General features: G+C 34.5%; 11 protein-coding genes. 3 read left to right on the top strand and 8 right to left on the bottom strand.

The features are described from left to right. Positions 1-9: 9 nt before the first annotated feature. Positions 10-2,952, bottom strand: coding sequence for a SusC/RagA family TonB-linked outer membrane protein (locus IHE43_RS11305; protein WP_192188016.1), 2,943 nt, complete (start codon positions 2,950-2,952; stop codon positions 10-12). A gap of 1,080 nt (positions 2,953-4,032) precedes the next feature. On the opposite strand from IHE43_RS11305, the gene IHE43_RS23580 reads away from it, so the two are divergent. From IHE43_RS23580 to IHE43_RS11295, 3 genes are all read left to right on the top strand, one after another. Further along, the gene (locus tag IHE43_RS23580) at positions 4,033-4,839 is read left to right on the top strand and encodes a two-component regulator propeller domain-containing protein (protein ID WP_225585476.1); all 807 of its coding nucleotides are present in this window, start codon (positions 4,033-4,035) and stop codon (positions 4,837-4,839) included. A gap of 46 nt (positions 4,840-4,885) precedes the next feature. Then, entirely contained in the window at positions 4,886-8,104 is a 3,219-nt protein-coding gene (locus tag IHE43_RS11300; RefSeq protein ID WP_225585475.1) for a hybrid sensor histidine kinase/response regulator transcription factor, read from the top strand. A 118-nt stretch (positions 8,105-8,222) separates the two neighbouring features. Next, positions 8,223-9,512, top strand: coding sequence for a M20 family metallopeptidase (locus IHE43_RS11295; RefSeq protein WP_192188015.1), 1,290 nt, complete (start codon positions 8,223-8,225; stop codon positions 9,510-9,512). 45 nt (positions 9,513-9,557) lie between these two features. Here the strand turns inward: IHE43_RS11295 and IHE43_RS11290 are convergent, their stop codons facing one another. From IHE43_RS11290 to IHE43_RS23570, 7 genes are all read right to left on the bottom strand, one after another. Continuing rightward, complete coding sequence (locus IHE43_RS11290; protein ID WP_192188014.1) at positions 9,558-10,610, bottom strand: exo-alpha-sialidase; 1,053 nt, start codon at positions 10,608-10,610, stop codon at positions 9,558-9,560. 91 nt (positions 10,611-10,701) lie between these two features. Next, entirely contained in the window at positions 10,702-12,288 is a 1,587-nt protein-coding gene (locus IHE43_RS11285; RefSeq protein ID WP_192188013.1) for a SusD/RagB family nutrient-binding outer membrane lipoprotein, read from the bottom strand. Positions 12,289-12,305: 17 nt separating this feature from the next. Beyond that, positions 12,306-15,392, bottom strand: coding sequence for a SusC/RagA family TonB-linked outer membrane protein (locus IHE43_RS11280; protein ID WP_192188012.1), 3,087 nt, complete (start codon positions 15,390-15,392; stop codon positions 12,306-12,308). A 399-nt stretch (positions 15,393-15,791) separates the two neighbouring features. Next, a complete protein-coding gene (locus IHE43_RS11275; protein WP_192188011.1) occupies positions 15,792-17,801 on the bottom strand; it encodes a DUF2264 domain-containing protein in 2,010 nt (669 codons plus the stop codon). A gap of 115 nt (positions 17,802-17,916) precedes the next feature. Next, positions 17,917-21,516, bottom strand: a complete 3,600-nt coding sequence (locus IHE43_RS11270; RefSeq protein ID WP_192188010.1) for a family 78 glycoside hydrolase catalytic domain — start codon at positions 21,514-21,516, stop codon at positions 17,917-17,919. A gap of 36 nt (positions 21,517-21,552) precedes the next feature. Then, positions 21,553-23,094 (bottom strand): glycoside hydrolase family 2 TIM barrel-domain containing protein, encoded by a 1,542-nt coding sequence (locus IHE43_RS23575; protein ID WP_225585474.1) that lies wholly within the window; start codon positions 23,092-23,094, stop codon positions 21,553-21,555. After that, positions 23,003-23,986, bottom strand: a complete 984-nt coding sequence (locus IHE43_RS23570) for a sugar-binding domain-containing protein (protein WP_225585473.1) — start codon at positions 23,984-23,986, stop codon at positions 23,003-23,005. Before IHE43_RS23570 ends, IHE43_RS23575 begins: the two co-directional genes overlap by 92 nt. Between the last annotated feature and the right edge of the window lie 78 nt (positions 23,987-24,064).

Below are 24,064 nucleotides of genomic sequence, written 5' to 3'. Positions count from 1 at the left end.
GTTTCGTTATTAAAATTTAAGATTAAGACCAAATAAAACAGATCGTTGTCTAGGGTAAATTGTTTTGTCTACACCGTTATTTGTAATTTCAGGATCTAAACCGCTGTATTTTGTAATTACAAAAACGTTCTGAACTCCAGTCGACATTCTTAACGATGCTTTGCTGTTTAGCCAGTTGTTTAAAGTATATCCTAACGTAATATTGTCCATTTTTAAGAAAGAAGCATTCTCTATATAAAGATCTGACAACACAACATTTGAGGTAGTCTGAAAATTAGTTTCTGTTACCTGAGACGGAATATTACTTAAAACTCCTCCGTTTTCCATAGCATCATATTGTGCTCTGCTGGCATCTACCGCATTAAAAATTCGGTTACCAATACTGGCTCTTAAATTAAATGAAAAGTCAAACTTTTTATAATTCATGTTGGATGCAAATCCTAAAGTGAAATCCGGGTCCGGATTATTATAAATGTATTTATCGGAATCATTTTTAATATTATCACCATTTAAATCTACAAAAGCGCCTTCAATTGGCTTTCCTTCGTTGTTGTATAATTGTTTGTATACGTAGTAAGAATAAGGAGTGTAACCTTCTCTGAAAATTTGTCCCGGAGTTCCTGTTCCTGCGATGTTGTCTCCTAAAAAGATATCAGTTCCGTTAACCAGATTTTTGATTCTTCTTTCGAATTTGGCTATATTAAAATTCATATTCCAGTTAAAATTTTCTGTTTTAACGGCATTTGCATTAATCGTAAACTCGACCCCTTTTGTGGTAAAGCTCCCTACGTTTTGATACACACGGTTAGAAAAATTACTACCATCAGATATTGCTGCATTTACTAATAAATCTTTAGATTCTTTGTAATAAACATCAAGTCCGGCAGATAAGCGATTGTTTAAAAAACCAAAATCAAGACCTGCATTATATGAAGTGGTTTCTTCCCATTTCAAATTGTTTGTTCTTTTTGAAGGAAGTGCAACCGGAACTGGACTTGTACCAAAATAGTATTCAGAATTTCCACCGCCAACCTGGTACTTTTGCAGGTATCCGTTTGGTTCAGGAATATCCTGTTGTCCCGTTATACCCCAACTTAGCCTTAATTTTAAATCAGATAATGTATTGCTTTCTTTAAAGAAATCTTCTTTGATTTTCCATGCAAAAGCTACAGAAGGAAAATTTCCCCAACGATTAGCTTCTTCAAATCTTGATGAACCATCTCGTCTGTAAGACATCGTTAATAGATATTTGTCTCTAAAATTTAAGTTTGTTCTGGCAAAGAATCCCAATAAAACAACATCTGTATCCAAAGTGGTTTCAGGAAATGTTGATGGTAAATCCGGATTTAGGATATTACCGGTTTCAAATCTTGAGCTTTGAAATTTTTGATACGAATAACCACCAGTCGCTTCAAAATTCAATGCATTAAAAGTTTTGTTATAAACTAAATAAGTATCTAGTAATTTATTTTTTCTGGTTGCTTCTGTATATTCATTTGTCCCATACGGAATGTTGTTGTTTGATGGAGCAGAACCGGCATCAGCACCAACCAATCTTCTTCTTTCTCCATTCGATTCATCATAACCAACATTTACAACAGCTCTTAAAGCGGGTAAAAAATGAAATTTATAATCCATTTCAAAATTTCCAAAAATTCTGTCATTCGTTCCTCTGTCATTTGTGTTCAACAATTGCGAAACAGGATTTCTAGCTGCAGTTGATACTAACGGGTAATTTCCGTTTGCATCTACACCAGTAGTATATTCAAAATAACCTCCATAAGGTGCACCATCAACTTTTATAGGCTGTGTTGGGTCAAAACCAATAGCAGCTCCTTCAACAGCATCTGTAAATCTGTTTTTTTCGTTTGTATAATTGGCCGAAAGCCTTAGTTTTAAATGATTGTCTAAGAATGTAGGATTCATTACCAAACCAATCGTATTTCTTTTAAACTCATTCGTCAGACGCAATCCTTGCTGATCTGTATTTCCAAGCGTTAAACTTGTTGGAATGATATTGAATAAACTTCCTCTAACGGCTAAACTTTGATCTACCGTTCCGGTGTTTCTGTAAATTGCTTTTTGCCAGTCCGTATTTGCAGTTCCCAGTTTACTTAGATCATCGCTTCTTCTGTCTGCAATAACACTTCTAAATTCATCTGCACTAAAAACATCGACAGTTTTAGTCAGCGTACCCGCAGCATATTGTACATTATAATCTACGGATAATGTTTTGCTTCCTTTTTTAGTCGTAATTATAATTACTCCATTTGAAGCGCGGGAACCGTAAATTGCTGAAGCAGATGCATCTTTTAAAACCGTTATGGATTCGACAGTTGCCGGATTTAATGATGCTAAAAAGGAAGAAGAACCTGTATTTGTAGCATTATCAAGAGGTAATCCGTCGATGACAATAAGAGGATCATTACTTGCAAAAAGTGAACTTCCTCCACGAATTCTAATTTGAGAACTAGAACCTGGAGCACCCGTTGAATTTACTGTTAAACCAGCTACTCTACCGCTAAGCAGATTTTCTGTTGTAATATTATTTCCTTTGTTAAAGTCTTTGGTAGTAAGTGCCGTAACAGATCCTGTGGCATCTTTCTTTTTAACGCTTCCGTAACCTACCTGAACAACTACTTCTTTCAGCTGGTTATTATCTTCCTCAAGATATACGGTTATGTTTTTCTGTCCAGAAGCCGGTACAGTCTGATTGGTATAACCGGTATAAGAAAATGTAATTTTACTATCTGCTTTTACTCCGGATAATTGAAATTTTCCGTCAAAGTCAGTCGTGGTACTGATATTTGTTCCTACTACTTTTATGTTTACTCCTGGTATGGGCTGCTTGGTAGAATTTTCCAAGACAACTCCGCCAATTGTGTTTTGAGCAAAAACACAAAAAGGAAGTAAGAGTAATAAAAGTAAAAATTTGGTTTTAATTATTTTCATACTTTTTAAATTGGGTTGGTTTAAGTTAGTGTTTATTAATATAAGTGTTGGTTACAAAATGATTGAAAGAATAATTAGTCTACTCTTTCTTTTACAATGAGAAAAGATCTCCGGCTGTAAATTTTAATTGGAATGTTGGTCATGTTTAAATTGTTTTTGGTTAGGATATTTGGTTAGTTTGTTTTCATTGACTTACGCTGAACAAAAAATAATGTATTACTCAAACGTTATAGCTTATCAACTCACTCTGCAAATTAAGTACAGAGCGAGATATTAAGACAGGGAAAAATTCATTTATAAAAGGGGACAATTTCGTAAAAGTGTACACACAACACTTTATAAAAGCATATTCTGTATTTTTTTGCTTTAAAAAAAATGATAATATGAATTATTAACCTTTATAATGATAGATTTAATAATCAAGCATCCTCTAATTTTAATCGGTATATTTTCAAAAAAAATAATTGCAAAAGATCTCAAATCTTAATTTTTAGAGGAGAAAATTCAAAAAACGACAAAATCAGAAGCTATCACGTTGGGTGTAATTGTTTTAACACATCCCGATGTTTCGGGCAATGTCATTAAGTAAGCTTTTAGAAAATAAAATTATTGCAAATAAAATCCGTTTTTATCCGCGTTTTTACGAAGTAAATCTGTTTTATCCGCGTCAAAATTATACGCTGATTTTACTGATTCGCTAAAGCGAAAACGCTGATAAAAACGGATTTTTATAATTCCTTTCTTGATTAAACTGTAGTAATTTTATATATTTCCGTTTAACCTATTGACATTGTGCTTTGGGACTATGTGTGAGAAACGAGTTTCTTTTTTGATTTACCTTTTTCGAAATCATAAAATATATGTTTCTATGTGTTTAATTAAATTTTTATGCACAATTAACAGGTTATCGTTAATCTAAAAAAAACAGTAGTGTTTTTTAAACATTACATAATAATTGTGTTAATTTCGCAAAGTACACAGATTTCAAATATATTCACATAAAAAATTGATCCCGCTTTCTGATCACATCCCTTTTATTTTCGTATATCAAAGAGCAGCACGCTTTTTAAAAAATTTTCTATGAATAAGTTAATGTTCTTTCTTGTTATTAGTCTTTTGCATATACAGGCATCCGGACAGAACTACCCGATAAGACATCTTGATATTTCATCAGGACTTTCTAACAATTCTGTTGCCTCAATATATCAGGATCAAAATGGCTATATGTGGTTTGGAACTTTTGATGGACTTAACCGATATGATGGAAATGATTTTAAGATTTACCGCCATATTCACACTGATCCAAATTCTATTCAGGGAAACGCCATTAGCTGTATAGAAGGTGACTTTGAAAATAATTTGTGGGTAGGTACAACTGCCGGGCCAGTGGTTTTTAATGCAGAACGATCTTCTTTTAGTCCATTGCAATATTATGATACAAACAAAAAAATCAAACCTTTAAACGTTACAGCCTACGAAATAATTGCTGTACATGGGCTGCATATGATTCTTGTCGCGACAAAAGAGGCAATTGTAGTTTATAAAGAAGGTGAGAAAATTGGAACCGCTATACCTTTCAACGGAAAATTAAATTATATCGCAAGATCAATATCTTATAATGCGAAAAAACAAATCTTCTATGTTTTTATAACGGGAACCGGTCTTTGCCAGTACGATATTAAATCAAAAAAACTAACACTTCTCAACAATACCATTACGGGTGCAAATTGTATTAAACTAACAAATGAAGGACTCTGGATTGGATCAGACGAAGGGGCGTACTTATATAATGACCGCCTGAATACCTTTTCTAAAAATTACTTTTTGGAAAAAAACAGTCGTACGAGATTTTTTTCAGCAGGAAAACAGACTTTGGATTGCCACTGACGGAGCTGGTCTTTACACCCTTACAAAAAATCAGACTGCTCCTGTTTTGTATCGTGCCAGCGGCCCTGTTTCATTGCTTAACAGTAAATCACTGTATGATATATTCGAAAGCAAAACCGGAGAAATGTGGTTCGGAACCCTGCGTGGGGGTGTGAGTATGATGGGGAAGAATCCGCTCTTCTTTAATCATTTTAAAAGCAAAGACCCGCTGACCAATAAAGAAGACGAAGATCCTGCTGCAAACTTCATGCTTTCTTTCTGCGAAGATGAAAAGAAAAACATCTGGATTGGCACTGATGGCGCCGGAATGCGGTACTGGAACAGAAAACAAAATACCTACGATGTTTACTCGACAACCTCAACTGCGGGCAGAAAAATTCAGAGCAATTTTGTTACAAGTATCGTCAGAGATGCTGATAATGCGATCTGGGTTGCTATGTGGAAAGGCGGAGTCTGCCGTATTGATCCCCAATCAAAAGCAATTCAGAATTTCTCCATTTATAATCCATTTACTAAAAAAGCAGAACAGGAATCATGGCTGCTGTTTATAGATTCAAAAAAAACATTATGGCTTGCCGTTACTAACGGCGGAGCACTGTATCAATTTGATAAAAAACAAAATAAATTCATTTGCTATAGTACAACTTTGCGGGATGTTACTTGTCTCTACGAAACCAAAGACGGAAAAATCTGGGGCGGAACCTTTAATTCCTTTTTTGAGATAGAACCCAAAACAAAAAAAGTAAAAAACTATCATTCAGCTTATACTATTAGATGCATAACGGAAGATCAAAACAAAAATCTTTGGATTGGCACCGTTGAAGGTGGTCTGCTTTTATTTAACCGAAAAACAGGCACTTTCAAAAAGTATACTACACAAAACGGTCTTTCAAGCAATACAATACTTCGCCTTTTAGAAGACAAAAAAGGTGATTTATGGATGAGTACGTATCACGGGATTTCAAGATTAAATCCTAAAAACAATACTTTCAGAAATTTCGTAGTCTCTGATGGGATTCAGGGCAATCAATTTAGCTGGAATGCAGGTACAAAACTTTCTACAGGAGAATTTATTTTTGGCGGTATAAACGGATTCAATGTTTTTGATCCTGACAATATAAAAGACAAAAAAAATACCAGTAAATTTTTATTAAATGATTTGCTGGTAAACAATCAGTCTTTAAAATTGGACAGTCCTTATATCATAGAAAAAAAACTCGAAATGATAAGTGGTGCCGAACTTCCTTATGAAAAATCGGCATTGAGTTTTGATTTTGTTTATCTTGATTATGTCAATTCCGAAAAAAATACTACCGCTTATTTTCTCGAAGGCTGGGACAAAGACTGGAACTATACCTCAAAGAATAACAGGGCAAATTATTCAAGGCTAACAGAAGGCACTTATCTTTTTAAAGTAAAAACAACAGATGTTTTTGGAAATTGGACCAATGAAGTAACGCTCGCGACAGTAAAAATCCTTCCACCCTGGTATAGAACATGGTGGGCCTATACCTTTTATCTAATTGCTGCTGCCGGTGCCATTTACGCCTACGTAGGTTATCATAAAAACAAGGAAAGACTTCGCTATGAAATAAAATTGGCCCGTATGGAGCATAAAAAAGACAAAGAACATGCTGAAAAGCAGTTTTCTATGTTTACTTATATGGCTCATGAATTGCGCACTCCCCTATCTTTAATTATAAATCCGCTAAAAAGCGCCATTGACAGAAAAAACCGTTCTGAAGATGATCTCGACCTGAATCTCGCCTATAAAAATGCCAAAAGGTTATTGAGTCTCACCGATCAGTTACTGTTGTTTAGAAAAGCAGAAACGGATCTTGATGAACTCAAAATTTCTAAGATTAATTTAAACAGCTTGTGCCGTGAAATCTACGACAGCTTTACGCAAATGGCAGCCGTTAAAAGTTTGAATTATCTGTTTATTGAAGAAAAAACACCCGTTGAAATATATGGTGATTATGAAAAAATAGAAATTACGCTGTTTAATTTAATCTCAAATGCTTTCAAATTCACACCTAACAAAGGATCTATAAGTATTGAGATCATCGAGAAAACTGCTGATGTTTCTATTATTATATCGGACACCGGCAGCGGAATTGATCAGAATGATATTGCTACTATTTTTGAAGAATTCAGACAGATTAAGTCTAAAGCCAGCAATGGGTTTGGAATAGGTCTTTATGTTGCCAAATATTTTGTGACTAAACATCATGGCGAAATAAAGTGTGAAAGTAAAGTTGGAAAAGGTACTTCGTTCACTATTACGCTTCCAAAAGGAAAAAGTCATTTTTCAGAAATGAGCATTAATGAGAATCATCCGCAAATGTCGCCTCTTGTAGGTGAACTTCTTGAAGGAATGCCGGCAGATAATCAAAATACATCTAAAAACAGCAATCAGCCATCAAATCCTGAAAATATACAGTCAGCATTAATCAGTACAAAAAAAGTATTGCTCATTGTTGAAGACAATCCCGAAATGAATCATTATCTGGTACAGCTTTTCTCCAAAAACTATATTGTTTATTCGGCAGCAAATGGACTCGAAGGGCTTAAACTTGTCGAAAAACACTTGCCTGATATTGTACTGAGCGATATTTCTATGGAAGGTATGAATGGTTTGGATTTATGCAAAAAAATCAAACAAAATGATGATTTAAGCCATATTCCGGTGATACTTCTCACGGCTACAACCAGCAATGATATTCATTTGCAGAGCATTACTGAAGGTGCAGACGACTATGTTACCAAACCTTTTGACAGTGAAATACTTCTGGCACGAGTTGATTCCGTTATTCGAAACAGAGGGCAATTGCGCAAGTATTTCCTGGACAGCATAACACTTCGTGAAAATGTAAATAAGGTTCCTACTGAATACAAAGAATTTCTTGATAAATGTATCGAAATCGTCGAAGCCAATCTTGAAAACAGCGAATTTAACCTAAAGAATTTCTCTGCTGCAATGGGTATGAGTCATTCAAGTCTTTACAAAAAGATTAAGGCAATTTCGGGACAAACCGTAAATGTTTTTATCAGATCTATAAGAATCCGCAGAGCCGCAGTAATTATGCTTACAGAAAATATTAATATCGCGCAGGTTGGCCCTCAGGTTGGTATAGAAGATCAGCGCTATTTCCGTCAACAGTTCGTAAAATTGTTTGGGATGAAACCTTCAGAATATATCAAAAAATATAGAAATTCTTTTAATAAGGAATTAAATATTATTCAGAAAAAAGATATTACATAATTAAAAATCTTTAAGGATAACTATATTAGCTAAAAAATGAATTAATGCTTAAATCTTTGTAAAGTATGGAGATTGAAGTGTATATAATCAGGTTAACTGGCATTTTAACAAACTCAAAATGAACAAACAAATTCTATTGTTATTACTTGTTGTAAACACATTTTGCACGCAATACATTGTTTACGGACAGGGAAAAAAGAGTGAAATTGCTACTCATGAATCTATTCGACTTGAAACTGATAAAATTTTTGAGAGGCTCGTTCAAATTAGAAGAGATTTTCATGAAAATCCGGAACTTGCGGGCAAAGAAAAGAGAACACAGGAAATAATAAAAAAATATTTATTGGACTTAGGACTTCAAGTTGAAACGGACATCTACGGCTATGGTGTTGTTGGAATTTTGGAAGGTGCTAAAAAGGGTAAAAAAATCGCCTGGCGAGCAGAAATGGATGCATTACCAAATGACTTTCCCGATAAATCTGATTTTAAATCTAAGGTAAAAGGTGTTCAACACGGATGTGGACATGATATACACATGGCGATCGCAATAGGAATTGCAGAAGTTTTGGCAAAAAACAAAAAGTCATTGCACGGCACAGTCTATTTTATTTTTCAGCCAGAAGAAGAAACATTTGCAGGAGCAAAAAAAATTACTGAAAATGAAATATTTTCTAAATTTAAACCTGATGAGATTTATGGGCTTCATGTAACAGCATTACCGGTGGGACAGATAATGGTAAAACCAAATGAAATGTTTGCCTACCAAAAAGAAATAAGAATACAATTTAAAAATACACTATCTGCCGAAGAGGTAAAAGAGCTTACAGTAAAAATCCGCAATTCCTTAGTTAGGTCGAAAAATGGAAGCAAGCCATGGGAGATCCAGTCTATTACCGATCCAAAAATTGGATTAACAAATCCAAACACAATATTTAAAGATTATTTAATTGCTGAGGAAAATTTTAGGGCTTATTCTAAAAACGATGTGTTCCGTATAGATGCAGAAGTATATGAAACTGATGCAGCCCGATTAAAAAACATTATTCCTACCATTGAACAGGTAATGAAAGATAACAATTATGCTTCTCATTTACTTTCTATTATGTACATAAAAGAAAATCCAACAGTTTTAAACGATCCAAATTTAACACGAAGCTCTATAAATACTCTTGACAATATTTACGGAAAAGGATTTGTTACACCTGACTATGGGCAAGTCCCGTATTTTAATGATGATTTTGCCTATTTTCAACAAAAAATACCCGGAGTTTATTTCTTGCTCGGAGGTTCTAATTTCGAAAAAGGAATTATAGCAATGAATCATGCTCCTAATTTTGAAGTCGATGAAGAATGTATTAGAACGGGAGTCAGAACATTTTCTTCGTTGTTATTTCAAAAGGGTAAATAAAGCAAAGTTTTTTTTACTCGAGTAAAGAATTATTTTAAAACTCAATTATTTCATCAGTTTAAATACAACATGCTTAATGTACTTTCTATTATAAGTATACAATACATGAATTTTATGATCTGACGTTTGAATAATAGCCGGATAACTGAATTCACCTTCGGATTGGTTTTCCAGATTAAATATTTTCTTCCAATGCACACCATCTTTTGAATATTCTACATCTAAAACATTTCGGCCATTAAACCAATCTTTTCCCATTTTTAGAGGATTATTCACTAATAAAAATGATTTGTTAGACAATGTCACAGCATCAACTCCTGAATTTGAGTTGACAACATTAATACTATCCGTTCGTTGCCATGTTTTGCCGTAATCATCTGACCAGCTTGAAATTAATTTATTATGCCTGCTTCGGGATAAAATTTGAATTTCTTTATCTGAATGAACCAGGAATGTTGGCTGAATAATATCAAAGTTTTTCTTATCCTGAATATCTGTTATAAGCCAGCTATCAGTTGCTTCTGTATAGGTTTCTATAAATACCCGCCATTTATTATCAGTAATGCTTTCGGTACTGCTTCCGCATAAAATAATTCCCGGACTTGTTTCGATTGGTTTATTTCTGATTGGCCCCAATATTCCTTTTGGCAGATATTTAGCATTGCTCCAGGTCTTTCCGTCATCTTTTGAAACGATCATAGCGCCAAACCATTCTCTCGGGTTTTTCCCCACTTTATAAAACAAATATAGATTCTGACTTTTACTTTTAAACAAAACCGGATTCCAGCATGGCAGGGTATCGCCATCTTTTATTAAAGGATTTATAATTTTTTTAGGAGCTGACCATTTTTTTTCTTTATATGATGAAATATAAATGCCGACATCTTTTGCGCCTTCATATTTTCCGCCAAACCAGGCTGCTAAAAGCGTATTGGGTTCGATTTCAACTAATGTTGATGCATGACTAGCCGCCGTTACCGGATTTTCGGCAATATAATTTTGGGTAATAGTAACTGCTTTAGGTTCGTTTTTAATTGATTTACAAGCAAGAAAAACAGAAACTAATAAAACAATCAAGCAATATTTTTTTAAATTCATAATCTAACTTTTATATAAAACAAAAGGAGAGTTCCCTCTCCTTTTGCATTTTTAAGTAAAGAATGTGTTTGTCTTTACTCAACCAAATTAATTATTTAGTATCCCACCAAAGTTTAGTCCCTCCGGTATCCGGACCTTTAAGTTTTGTGATTCCGTCTGTAACAGCATCTTTATTAGCAGAATATTCATTTGTTGTATAAATAATTCTTTTCATTAAGCTTTTACCAACTCCGGCATCATTATTATCTGTGTTAAGAACCGGATAAATTACTTTTGCATCACTTCGGCGTAAATCTGCCCAGGATTCCCAAGATTCAGGGAAAATCGCCAAATATTTTTGAACCGCAATTTGTGTACGTTGATTTGCAACTGTAGCTGACCATGCAACAGGCAATTTTACAGGTATATCTTGTAAGTCTAAAGTTGGATAAACTGTTAAGATGTTTGGTAAAGTTGGTAATGTATTTCCAGCCACATAAGCATTGATTGCTGCTGTATCTGTAATTCCCCATTGTCTTAAAGACATTCTGATACCTTCTTCATACAAACTCTGAGCACTTCCACCCATGTTCCATCCTTTCAAAGCACCTTCTGCTCTGCTGAAATAGTTTTCAGAAGCCATGAATACTTCGATATTTTTAGTTTCACTTAGGTTTCCTGCAGCACCATTCCCCATAATATCATTGTTAAAAGCAGAGAATTTAGTAGTTCCAAACTGATCTTCTAAACCTCCAACAGGCTGACCACGGTAAACACCCGTATCAATTTTAGCAAACCATTTTGCTAACCTTGGATCATTATATCCGACAAGTATACTTTCCATAGAAGCTGTCATCGTATAACCCCAGCTGTTTACAATCATGTTTAAATTGTTTGGAGTAATATTACTTGCTTTAAAGAAAGCTCCCTGCTCGTTTGTTTGCATAACACCTGCAGCTACAGCAGCTTCAGCTTGTGTTTTTGCTTTATCTGGCTGAATATCAGAGATTCTTAATGCTAAACGTAATCTTAAACTGTTTCCGAATACTCTCCAGTTAGCAACATTACCAGCATATAAACGATCATTTGGCTGAAAAGCAGCCACTGTTGTTAGAGAAGAACTACTTAAAGAAGCATTTGCTTCGTCAAGTAATTTAAAAAAGTCTTCATAAATAGATTCTACACTGTCATAAGGTACCTTTTCTTTACCGTTTCCTGCCTGAGTGTATGGAATTGGCCCGTAAGCATCTACCATTTGATTGTACATGAAAACTTTCCAAATTTTAAGAATTGCCAAAGCTTCGGCGTTTCCTTCAGATGCTTTAACAGCATTGTTTAAAGCGGGCACGGCAACGGTGTAAAATCTTGTCCATCCACGTCCTTCGTATCCATTTACAAACGCATTTCTCTCAGTACCATATCCACAATTTAAATAGTGAATAAAAGTTGACGATAAAATACCCGTTGCAATACCCCAGGTTCCCTGATCATCTACACCTGGTGATGAATAAGATCCGTTGTGAATACCTGCATAAATTGCAGATGCAAATGATGGTCCTGCCAGCGTAGCATCTAACTGATCTTCAGTAAGCGAATTAGGATCTGTGTTTATTTCATCAAAATCGCTATTACAACTTGACAAAATAACAGCTGTCATTAATGCAGCTCCTAATGTTTTTATTTTAAAACTATATTTCATGATGTCTCTTTTTTTAATTAAAATCCGAATTTAACATTAACTCCATAATCTCTCGTTGAAGGAATGTTGAAAGATTCTATACCTTGTAAGTTTCCTGTACCAGCCCCTGCTTCCGGATCAAAATATTTAGCTTTATTTACAAAGAAAAATAAATTTCTTCCTACCAATGAAAAGTCAATACTTGTAAAACCTGTATTGCCTAATACACGTTTTGGTAATGAATATCCAAAAACAAGCTCTCTTAATCTGATGTTTGTTGCATCATAAATAAAAGGTTCTGCCACAGGTGTTCTTTGTCCAATTGCTGTCCAGTATTGTTCAGATGTAATACTTGTCGTATTCGGAGTATAAGTTCCGCCTGCTCCTGCAACAACACCATCAACAATGATACCTCCTTCTCTTCCTGCCAAAGTAATATCACTAACCCCTAAACCTGCTTGTCTGGCCTGAGTATATGAAATAACTTCTCCGCCAATTCTAAAATCAACTAAGAAACTGAAATTGAAATCTTTGTATTTAAAGTTGTTTTTTAAACCTCCGGTCCAGTCTGGGTTAAAGTTACCCGCACGAACATCAAAACCGTTTGTTGCTAATGGAAGACCTGCACTGTTTACAATAATTTGACCATCAGGATTTCTTTGGAAACCTTTAATGTATAAATCACCATATTCACCACCTACAACAACTTTACTTCTAACTAAACGTCCTTCACCAAGAACTAATTCATCTCTTCCTTCAAAAATAGATTTTACTTTTGATTTATAAGAAGCGTAGTTTGCTGTAATATCCCAGCTAAAATTTTCTGTTTGGATAGGAGTTGCAGTAAGTGTAAGCTCAATACCTTTATTTTCAATATCCCCACCATTTACGATAGCTCTTGAATATGAAGAAGACTCAGGAGTATTGATATAGAAAATTTGGTTATCTGTTAATGTATTAAAGTAGGTAAAATCTAAACCTAAACGATTATTAAAGAATCTAACATCTGCACCAAACTCTGTTGAAGAAGATATTTCTGGTTTTAAGTTAGGATTTGCAGCCGTTGTTTGTCCGTATAACATACCGCCATTTCCACCAATATAAGAAAATCTTTGTTGTGTTTGGTAAGGATCTGTATCGTTTCCAACCTGTGCGTATGAAGCTCTTAATTTTGCAAAACTAATTACTTCAGGTAATTTAACCATGTCAGAAATAACAGCTGAAAGACCTACAGAAGGATAAAAATAATCCGTTGGTAAAGTAGAAGACCAGTCATTTCTGGCAGTTAAATCTAAGAATAAATAGTTTTTAAAACCAAGCTGACCAAAGGCGTAAACGGAATTAATTCTTTTTTCTGAAGATGTAGATGTAGATTGAATTGTTTGTACATTAGACAATGCAAAAAAGTTTCTCTTACTTAAAACTCCTCCTGAATTTAAAGCTGAACTGTTTTGTTGCAGTGAACTTGCACCTCCATTAAGCCCAACAGAAAAATCTCCAAATTTTTCATTGTAAGAAAGTAAAGCATCAATATTCAATTCACTTACTGTTTCATACGATTCGCTGTATGAACCTAAGTTATTGTTAAATGCAACTGTAGCATATCTGTTTCTAACATTTTTATTTGTCATTTGGTCTAAACCAGCTCTACCTTGTAAACTTAGCGTTTTTGTAAATTCATATTTAAGAGAAGCTAAACCAATAAATCTGTTTCTTTTATCTGTACGCGCATCATCTCTTAAGGCAGACCAGAATGGGTTTCCTCCTGGTGCTCCAGTTTCATCGATGAAATAATTCATTTGTTTTTGTCCTGCAGCATCGGTGTATTCATAATTTCTGTAATCATTATACGCAATACTACGAGGCAGTAAATAAGCTGATGTACCAATAGATTCTTCTCCGGTTCTCAATAAATTATCGATATCCTGAATGATATAATTTGTTTTTACATCCAATGATAATTTATCAGATATTTTACTTGTCAATCTTAAATTAAGATTATGTCTGTCTAATTGATTCCCGCCCACAATACCTTCAGCACGTGTGTTTGTATAAGAGAAATAACCTTGCGCTTTTTCATTTCCTGCCGTAACAGTTAATGTATTAGCTAAATTATAACCCATTTTATAAAAATCAATAACGTTATTTGGTTGTGGAGAATAACTTTGTGTAGCCGGTCCTGAATAATTTGGATTACGAACTAACTGCCAGTTTGAAACCTGGCTTCCGTCTAATTTTCCTCCCCAGCTTGAACTGGAAGTTGGATTGTAAACACCATTTGTTCCCTGACCGTACTCATTTTGCAAATTCATCAAATTATAAGCAGATGAAGCCATAAAATTAGTTGACAATGAAACCGATGTTTTTCCTGCTTTACCAGATTTTGTTGTTATTACAATAACACCATTACTCGCTCTGGAACCATAAAGAGCCGCAGCTGAAGGTCCTTTAAGAACTGTCATCGAAGCAATATCTTCCGGGTTAATGTTTGAAATACCATCTGGCTGTGTAGTTCCTCCTGTATCAATATCAGGATTTGTTGTTGTTGTACCGTTACTAATTGGTACACCATCTACTACATACAGAGGCTGATTGTTTCCGTTAAGAGATCTGTTACCCCTTAATGTAATTCTCGATGAACTCCCCACACCATTTGATGTTGTAGAGAAGTTAAGACCGGCAACCTTACCCGAAAGTGAGTTGGCAACGTTTAATGATCTTGCCTCCGAAAGTTCGTCTACAGCAATGTTTTGAGCAGAATACGTAATCGCTTTTTTCTCTCTTTTAATACCAAGAGCTGTTACTACTACTTCTCCTAATTGTTGTGTAGCTGCACCCAAAGCCACATCAATTGTAGTTTGTGTTCCTACTGCTACTTCTTTTGGAGCGGAGCCCACATAAGTGAAGATCAAAACTGCTGAGTGATTTGGAACTGTTATACTGTACTTCCCATCAAAATCTGATGATGCACTTGTCTTTGTTCCTTTAACAATAACATTTGCTCCAGGAACCGGAATTCCGCTCACACCATCTGTTATCGTTCCTTTTACTGTTGTTTGTGCTTGCAGACCTGTAAATCCGAATAAGCATATAACAAACAGTAATTTTAGTACGTCCTTAATCATATTGGTTGTTTTTTAAGTTAATATCATGTTAAACTTAAGAATACGTTGTGTAAACAAATTATTATTTCGACAAATGACATATTTGAAGAGGTGTAGGTTATACATTTATAAAAAACTTAGAATTTTACTGTTAAAATTGTATCCTTTACGCCTTATGGGTGATGCATTATGAATGTTTGTGATTTATCAGATATTTATAGTTTTAAGAATAACATGAACACCTTTAGCAGGGTTACCGTCAGAAGTGGTAATTTTTCCTTTTTTTTTCGTTGTTTTGTTGGCAACAGTCTCAAATACAAATCACAAGAAAATGAAAAAGCCTGTAAAGTATTAATTTACAGGCCTTTTATTTAGAAAAATTTCAATGCAGTTGAATCATTGTTACATATCGATATTTTTTTAATTAAAATCAATTACTTTCTTTGTTCCATTATTAAATTGAATGGTAATAACATTATCAGTCTTATCAAGAATTTTTACAGGAACTAATTCATTTTTCGTCCATTTTTCACCGGATTTTTTCCAAAGCATTAAAGTGGCATAAATATTTGATTTTTCTGATTTGGAATCACTTGTAACATTAATAACAGTACTTTCATTACTCTCCGGATGTAACCCTTTTGCTTTTACAACTTCAGATTTTTCCCATCCTAAAACCGGAATCATAGCTAATTGATATTTTCCATTATCAATAATGGTCACATCATATCCTTCAACGTTTCTTTTAGTCGTGATAATTTCTTTGTTTAATTTTGGTAAAGCATAATGCCCTAAACGTATTGAAATTGGCTTGTTACTATTATTCTTATCAATTCTTAAAATTCCATTAGGCAGCGGAATATCAGCTAAATTAAATTGAATACTTTCATCTGTTTCTAAAACTACATTTCTATAGTAAATACCGTTTTCAAATTTTTTAAAAGTGTACAATCTAAAGGCTTCCCAGAGATTATTTTTATTTTTAACAACATAATTCATGGCAACTTCTCCATTTTCACCATCTGCCTGCCACGGAAAAGCACTATTGTAAGACAACCTGTTATAGTTTTCTGTTGCTCTAAACTTTTGCCAATCGCTGCTTACTTTTTCATGACACCAGGCTCTTACTTCTGAAGCTCCAATGTTAGTGTAATCTGTAATTAAAATTTGTGAATCTCCCTGATACTTATTGTAAACAGTATCTTTTTTAAATTTCGTATCCCAATCACCATTATTTTCTTTGGCATTCCAAAATGGATTGTCATCCGGAACCAGCAAACCTAAAAATATTTTGCCCATCCAATACACACTTCCCCTGCAGCTATAAATTTGAACCGAGGGTTCAAAAGCGCCATAAAATCCGAGTGTTGGCACATTATCTTTCATAAAATCAGGATGCGTTAAAAATTGCTTAATCACTCCTGATGAAATTCTTCGCATCCAGCCATAATTGGTATTTGGATCATTTTTAAATCCCATCAATGGAAAAGGAACAACAGCTCCGGTTCTGTAACTTATGCTTCTTCCCCACATAATCATTTCGCCATCTTTGCTAAACAAGTATGGGTAGTTGTCTTTTAAATCACTGAAATTTGCTGTAAACTTAGCAGCGAGTTCAGGATAATATTTTTTTCCAAAAAATTCAGACCAAATTGTACCGTACATCTGAAATGCCCACATGCTGTAATAATCAAAAGCAGGACTGTCATTGTACCATCCGTTGCCTCTGTAATGTTTAAGTGATTTTTCTAAATATTCAACAAGTAATTTTTCATTGACGCTATAACCCTGTTCTTTAAAAAAGCTTAACACAAAAATGTTGAAAAATTTCCAGTTAGAATCTACAGTCGGCCCATCGCCATAGCTAAGCATTATTTTAGCCAGTTCCTCTTTTTGAGATTGTGGCAAAGGTTTCCATAAAACATCCGGATTTGTAAGCATTGAAAGTGCTAACGCTCCAAATTCAACTAATTTTTGGCTTGGCCCTCCATTTTTAGCACGAGGTTCAATATAAGATGGACTTGCCGGATCTGTTAATTTCCCTATTTGATATCTATAATAATCTGCTACCTTAATAGTATTGATAACTAATTCCGGATTCTCTTTTAATAATGGAGAAGCGATGAATAAAGTTCGGCAAAGCCCTTCCAGTTTTTCTGTTGGAATCTGGGTTTCATTTACAGGATAACTTTTTCCTTCTTGTTTAGGAAACTTCATCGGATCATCCAATGTATGAATATAACTAAAAGCGCCTTCTAACAAATAAAGAGCAGCATCCTTCCAATGCTGTTTTGTCATTCCTGTATAAGGACTGATAGTATAATTAGGATTTTTTATCTGAAAGACATTAGACGTATTTTCTTTTTGCTGTGAAAACAAAGACACACTGAAAATACTGGCTAAAAGCAACAATGTTTTTAATTGATTCATTTTTTAAAGGATTTTGCAATGCTGGTTTTTACAAACAAAATTGTAGAAAATCTAATTTCAATTTAATTTAACCAACCTGTTTTATATTTATTATGCTGTACTTTTCCATCCTAATTTAATTCCTAACAACTGTTTCTAACCTATATTCTCCGGATTCTACTTTAAAAACAGCCTTATTATTCTCTATATTCAAAAATTGGATTCCGTTCTTTTTACCATTTATCGTCACATCACTTTCTTTTAAAGCTGGCAGGTAAAGCATTGCATTTGTATTTGTCGGAACAACAAAATGAAAATAATATTTGCCATTTTTTCTTTCCCAACTGCTTTCAATACGTCCGTACATCGAATCGTAATATCCATTTGCAAAGGTCATTTGTCCGGTAGTATCGGGTTCTGGCTGCAAAATAAAATGTTTAAATCCCGGAAAATTGTCATCTCTTAGAATTCCTAATGAATAATTATACATCCATGCGCCTACAGCACCAAAAGCATAATGATTAAAAGAATTCATTCGATTATTACCTCCAAACCCGTCTTTATGCGTATACGAATTTAATCGTTCCCAAATAGTCGTTGCTCCCTGACTAACCGGGTATAGCCATGATGGATAAGAAGTTTGCTGCAATAATTGATAGGCAATATTTGAATATCCATTATCTGAAAGCGCTTTATTCACCCATGCAGTTCCAATAAATCCTGTCATTAATGAATACGGCGGACATACAGTACCCTGATCTGTTTTGTTTTCTCTTTGTACAGAATTTACAAACTGCTTTATAGCCAGATCTGAATTCTCTTTATCCAAAACGTTAAAAGCAAAAGGCAGCACATAAGAAGTTTGTGTATCTATAATTTTACCTCTAAAGGAAGTTTTTCCCGTTGTTTTATCAATGTAGGTTTTATTGAAAAAATCTTTTCGTTGCTTATAATATTCTGAAAAATATTCCTGATCTTTCTTTTTTTCTAATAAGGCTGCCGCTTTAGACATAATTTCCAAATCATAAATAAAATAGGCTTCCCAAAATAGTGTTTTTTCATTTTTAGAATCTTCTAAACTCAACCAATCTCCTAAAGAACCCCAGGTATTTCTTTCTTTTTCTTTTAAAACACCCGTTTGCTTATCGATATCGGCTATTAGGTAATTGGCGTAACTTTTCATAGCATTATAATGCTCTTCTAATAAACCGAGATCTCCATACTGCAAATAATTTTCCCAGACAACAGTAATTCCTGCACTTCCCCATAAAGTTTCTCCAAATCCTACACCTATAGGAGCTACATCCGGAAAACGTCCATCTTCTCTCTGAATATCCCGCATTGCCAGCATGTGCCTTTTCAGAAATTGTTTAACATCTGATAAATGAACTGCAGTTCGCGAAAAAACCGAAATATCGCCACTCCATCCTAAACGTTCGTTACGCTGAGGACAATCGGTAGGTATCGACAAGAAATTTCCATACATAGACCATGTTATATTTTCCCATAATTTATTTACCAAAAGATTTGAGGTTTGATAATAAGAAGACAATTGATGAATGGAACTTAAGACCGTTCCTTTAACATCTATTAGCGGTAAAGGTTTTTCTATTCCTGTTATTTCTACATAACGATATCCATGAAATGTAAATCGCGGCGTTATGGTTTCGTTACCTCCTTTGGCTATGTAAATATCTTGTGACATAGCCGCTCTAACATTTTCAAGCATCAGTAAATCTTCATTTCCTTTGTATTCAGGTAAATTAGGATACAAAACTTCGGCATAACGCAATGTGATTGTTTTTCCTTTTTCTACATTAGTCAGCATAATTTTTGGCACGCCTACCATGTTTTGTCCCATATCGTAAACAAATACACCCGGACGAACTTCTGTAACCGACTGAGCCGTTAATTCTTTTATTGGTTTAACTGTTGTACCAAACTGCCCTATTAACTGAGCATCACTAAAATTATTAAAGTGGGGTAAATTGGCCGTTCCTTCTGAACTTACGAATCCATTTGTTCCTATAGCTATCGCCTGATGCCAATTGGAAGCATCATATACAGCTGTATTCCAGCCTTCAATTGCTTTTTCTTTTCGTGCATCATAAACTTCACCCTGAAAAAAACTACTGTATTTTACAGGTCCGTCATTAAAATACGTCCATGTTTCAGGATCACTTATGATATTTTTTTCGCTTCCATCGGCATAAGTAACTACCAATTTGGCAAGTATGGATTGACGATCACCAAAAAAATTCCAGTTTTCACCGGCATAGGTGCTACCGCCACTCCACCACCCTTCACCAAGAATTGCTCCCAATACATTGTTGCCTTCCTGAATATTTGCCGTTACATCATACGTTTGGTACAAATGGGTTTTATTGTATTGTGTTAGTCCGGGATTAAAATAATCGTCTCCTATTTTTTTACCATTTAAATACACATCATAAATACCACGTGAAGTGACATACAATCGTGCTTTACTTATTTTATGGGAATCTATTCCAAAAACGGTACGCAACATCGGCATGGAATTCTGACTTGGGTCCGCCAGAATAAAAGCCCCTTTTTTTCCGCCAATTACTGTATAGCTCTTATTTTCATTAGTTACTTCTTTAAATGACGAAAATAGGCCTGGCGAATTACTATCATCAGAAAAAATTACATTCGATGGGCTTCGGTAATTTTTAATTTCAATTTTCGAAAACTGCGCTTTTTCTCCCTTAGGAACTAAAAAACCAATATCACCTACGACAGGAAAAGCTATAAAATCTCCTCCGGCTCCTAATGGATTTAAATTGATATCAGCCACCAGATTTTCTTTTAAATTCCCATCAATATAAATCTTAGTTAATCCCAAACAGCTTTGAACACTTACAGTATGCATATTATACTGGTTTTCTTTATTAATAATCGAATTCGGAATTGAAAAACTTTTAAAAGGGGTTTCTTTTTTATCATCTGGATGATAACCTACCCGATAAACATTCAATTTAGCCAGCCCGTCTGAATTTAAGAGTGTAATATTCAGTTCAACCTGGATATAACCCTCACCATCTTTGTTTTCCAGTTTATATTGATTTTTATTTCGGTTCATTAAACGCTGATCGTTAGCACCATAAATTAAAGATGCCTTTGTCGATTTTAGCTTTTTATCCAATTGAATCGCACCATTGATAACAAAAACAGGAAGATATTGGGAGTGCAAAACCATATCATTGGCATTACCACCAATCCATTTTGCTCCAGACCATGCGGTTGTTTCTTTATCTGAATCTTTATTCGTTACCATTTTGGGGTTCAGCAAACCCGTCTCAAACCATGACTTTGCGGAGTACTTTTTTCCTTTTTGATCCCAAACGTTTACTGTCCAGTTATACAAAGTTGCAGGTTTTAATTCTTCGCCTTTATATTTGATATTAATAGATTCTCCGCTTTTAACTTTCCCCGTATTCCAAACCTCATTCCCCAGATTATTTGTTGCAATAATTTGATAAGCATTTTGATAATAACTGCTGTTTTTGTTAACTGTTTCCATTTGCCAGCTAAAAACAGGCTGAGCAACATCAAGACCAATTGGAGTTACTGCATTTTCTACCTTAAGATTACTAATTTGGATATCAGTATCAAAAAGCGATTTAGACAAAGCATTAGCATTATTTTCTTTTTGCTGCGAAAACAAAGACACACTGAAAATACAAGCTAAAAACAGTAACATTTTTAATTGATTCATTCTTAAAATAATTTTGTAATTCGTGATATTTGCCTTTTATTTTTTTCCTGTAGATTGTATCTTAATTACACTTTTGTTTAATCCCGGTGAAGTCACTTCAAGATTAATAGTTCCCGATTCTCCATTACTTTTAATAATTACCATAGCACGTCCATGCCAAGCTTTTCGGGTATTGGCACTATATAAATCAGCATCTTTTAAATTCGCATTATCAACTCCTGCTATTGTTCCGGCACCGGAAACTTTAAAAGTAAGTTCATTTTCCGCATTTGGATTCAAAATACCTTTTTCATCTGTAATTTCAACAGTTACATATACCAAATCCTGACTATCAGCTTTTATGGTTTTGCGATCTGCTGTTAATTTAATTTTCGATGGCTGACTGGCCGTTTTTAATAAAACTGATTCCCTTTCTTTTCCATTTTCCAAACCAACCGCTTTTAATTCACCGCTCTCATACGGAATTACAAAAGTTGCTTTAAATTCCTGGGCTTTCGTAGTTTCTTTCTCTCCAATGTTTTTTCCATTCAGATATAATCTAACTTTTGGATATTTTGAATATATTTCTACTTCAATATTCTTTCCTTCATGGCCAGGCCAGGTCCAGCTTTCCCAGGTTGGCCAAACAGCCCACAGTGTAAGTTTAATTTCTCCGCTTTCAGGATTTGGTTCCTTTACAGCCATGTATATTTTTTCGTTGTCGTTATACAGCATACTTCTGTAATGCGAAATTGGTTTTCTCCAGCCCATTAAATCGACATCACCACAATAAGCACCATGCCATGGATATAAATTTCTTTCCCAATGTTCGCCAATAGGCTCACCCGGATATATATAACGGCCAATACCAGATTCACCTAAATAATCCATTGCTGTCCACACAAAATCACCTAAAATATAATTGTGTTTTTGAACTAAATTCCAGTTGGCAAAAGCATCTTTAGGATATGATTCTGTTTGCAGAATAATTCGGGATGGCACTCTTTCATGGTCTGATTCTGCACGATGCAGCTGATAATTATATCCTGCGACATCATGAGCAGCCATTAAAGGATCAAAAATTTCCCATCCCTGATCCCAGGTAGTCATTGCTGATGTTACGGGACGAGTAGCATCTATATTTCGAATAGCGTTTGCCAGCATTTTTGCTGTTTCAACCGCCTCAGGTTTGGTTCGCTCAATAATTTCATTGCCAATGCTCCACATGATTATAGAAGGATGATTACGGTCTCTTAGTACCATAGATTCTACATCATGTTTCCACCATTTATCAAAAATTATGGAATAATCGTAAGTGTTTTTCTTTTCTCGCCAGCCATCAAAAGCCTCATCTATTACAAGCATCCCTAATCGATCGCAGGCATTCAGAAAAGCTTCTGAAGGAGGATTATGTGAGGTTCTGACCGCATTAAATCCGGCAGCTTTGAGTAATTCTACTTTTCTTTCTTCGGCGCGATCATAAGCAGCCGCACCCAACGCGCCATTGTCATGATGTACACACCCGCCGTTTAAGAGGATTTTTTTTCCGTTTAATAAAAAAACCACTTTTGGTACTAAATTCAAGTGTTCGAATTCCAAAATCAGTGGTTAAAGCATCAATACTCTTTGATTCTTTCTTAATTATTGAATTAACCTGATATCTATTTGGTAGTTCAACCGACCATAATTTTGGATTTTCGATTGTTATAGTTTGAATTACTTCTTTTTCTTCGTTTGGCTGTAATTCTATTTTACTTGTCGAATTTCCCGTATCTTTTCCTTTTTTATCAGCAATAACAGTGGAAAGCAATAAATTTTGCAGAGCCGAACTTTCATTTTTAACTATAGTTTTAACCTGAATCGCAGCTTTGTTATTTTTTACCTCCAAAGTAGTAATGGCAACGCCCCAATTTTTAATATGAACCGGATTTTTTACTGTTAACCACACATTCCTGTAAATACCTGAACCGCTGTACCATCTGCAATTTTTTTGTTGAGCGTTATCAACCTTAACCGCTATTACATTTTTTTGTCCGAATTTTAAATAAGGCGTCACATCATACTCAAAAGAAGTATAGCCATAAGGTTGTAGCCCCACTGATTTCCCGTTGACAAATACCTCAGCATTCATATAAGCTCCTTCAAAATAAATGGCAATCTTTTGATCTTTCCATTCAGAAGGAACTGAAAATGTTTTTCGATACCAGCCTGCTCCCATTGGGTAAAAACCTCCATCTCCTCCACTTACATTATCTTTTTCCGATTTCCCTTCAATACTCCAATCATGGGGTAAATTCAATTTTCTCCAATTACTATCATCAAAATCTACTAAACGATAATCAGAAGAATCTCCTAAAGAAAATCTCCAATCAAAATTAAAAAGTTGTTTTCGTTTACTATCTAAATTTTGTCCCGTACTTTTTGAGACACAAACAATTATTAATAAATGAATTAAAATTAATGTTTTTATAAATGGTCTCTTTTTAATCATTGGATATACTATTTTGACTATTAACAATTGGCAAATATTTTTCACTTATTCTATTATGCTCCTAATTTAAAGATTTAA

It is taken from the genome of Flavobacterium sp. MDT1-60 (assembly GCF_014844035.1).
GTDB lineage: Bacteria > Bacteroidota > Bacteroidia > Flavobacteriales > Flavobacteriaceae > Flavobacterium.
This window is presented reverse-complemented; position numbering and strand designations above follow the sequence as displayed.

Coding starts and splice junctions, on each gene's coding strand:
- IHE43_RS11305 (WP_192188016.1), bottom strand. CDS start 2,952: ATGAAAATAATTAAAACCAAATTTTTACTTTTATTACTCTTACTTCCT.
- IHE43_RS23580 (WP_225585476.1), top strand. CDS start 4,033: ATGAATAAGTTAATGTTCTTTCTTGTTATTAGTCTTTTGCATATACAG.
- IHE43_RS11295 (WP_192188015.1), top strand. CDS start 8,223: ATGAACAAACAAATTCTATTGTTATTACTTGTTGTAAACACATTTTGC.
- IHE43_RS11290 (WP_192188014.1), bottom strand. CDS start 10,610: ATGAATTTAAAAAAATATTGCTTGATTGTTTTATTAGTTTCTGTTTTT.
- IHE43_RS11285 (WP_192188013.1), bottom strand. CDS start 12,288: ATGAAATATAGTTTTAAAATAAAAACATTAGGAGCTGCATTAATGACA.
- IHE43_RS11280 (WP_192188012.1), bottom strand. CDS start 15,392: ATGATTAAGGACGTACTAAAATTACTGTTTGTTATATGCTTATTCGGA.
- IHE43_RS11275 (WP_192188011.1), bottom strand. CDS start 17,801: ATGAATCAATTAAAAACATTGTTGCTTTTAGCCAGTATTTTCAGTGTG.
- IHE43_RS11270 (WP_192188010.1), bottom strand. CDS start 21,516: ATGAATCAATTAAAAATGTTACTGTTTTTAGCTTGTATTTTCAGTGTG.
- IHE43_RS23570 (WP_225585473.1), bottom strand. CDS start 23,986: ATGATTAAAAAGAGACCATTTATAAAAACATTAATTTTAATTCATTTA.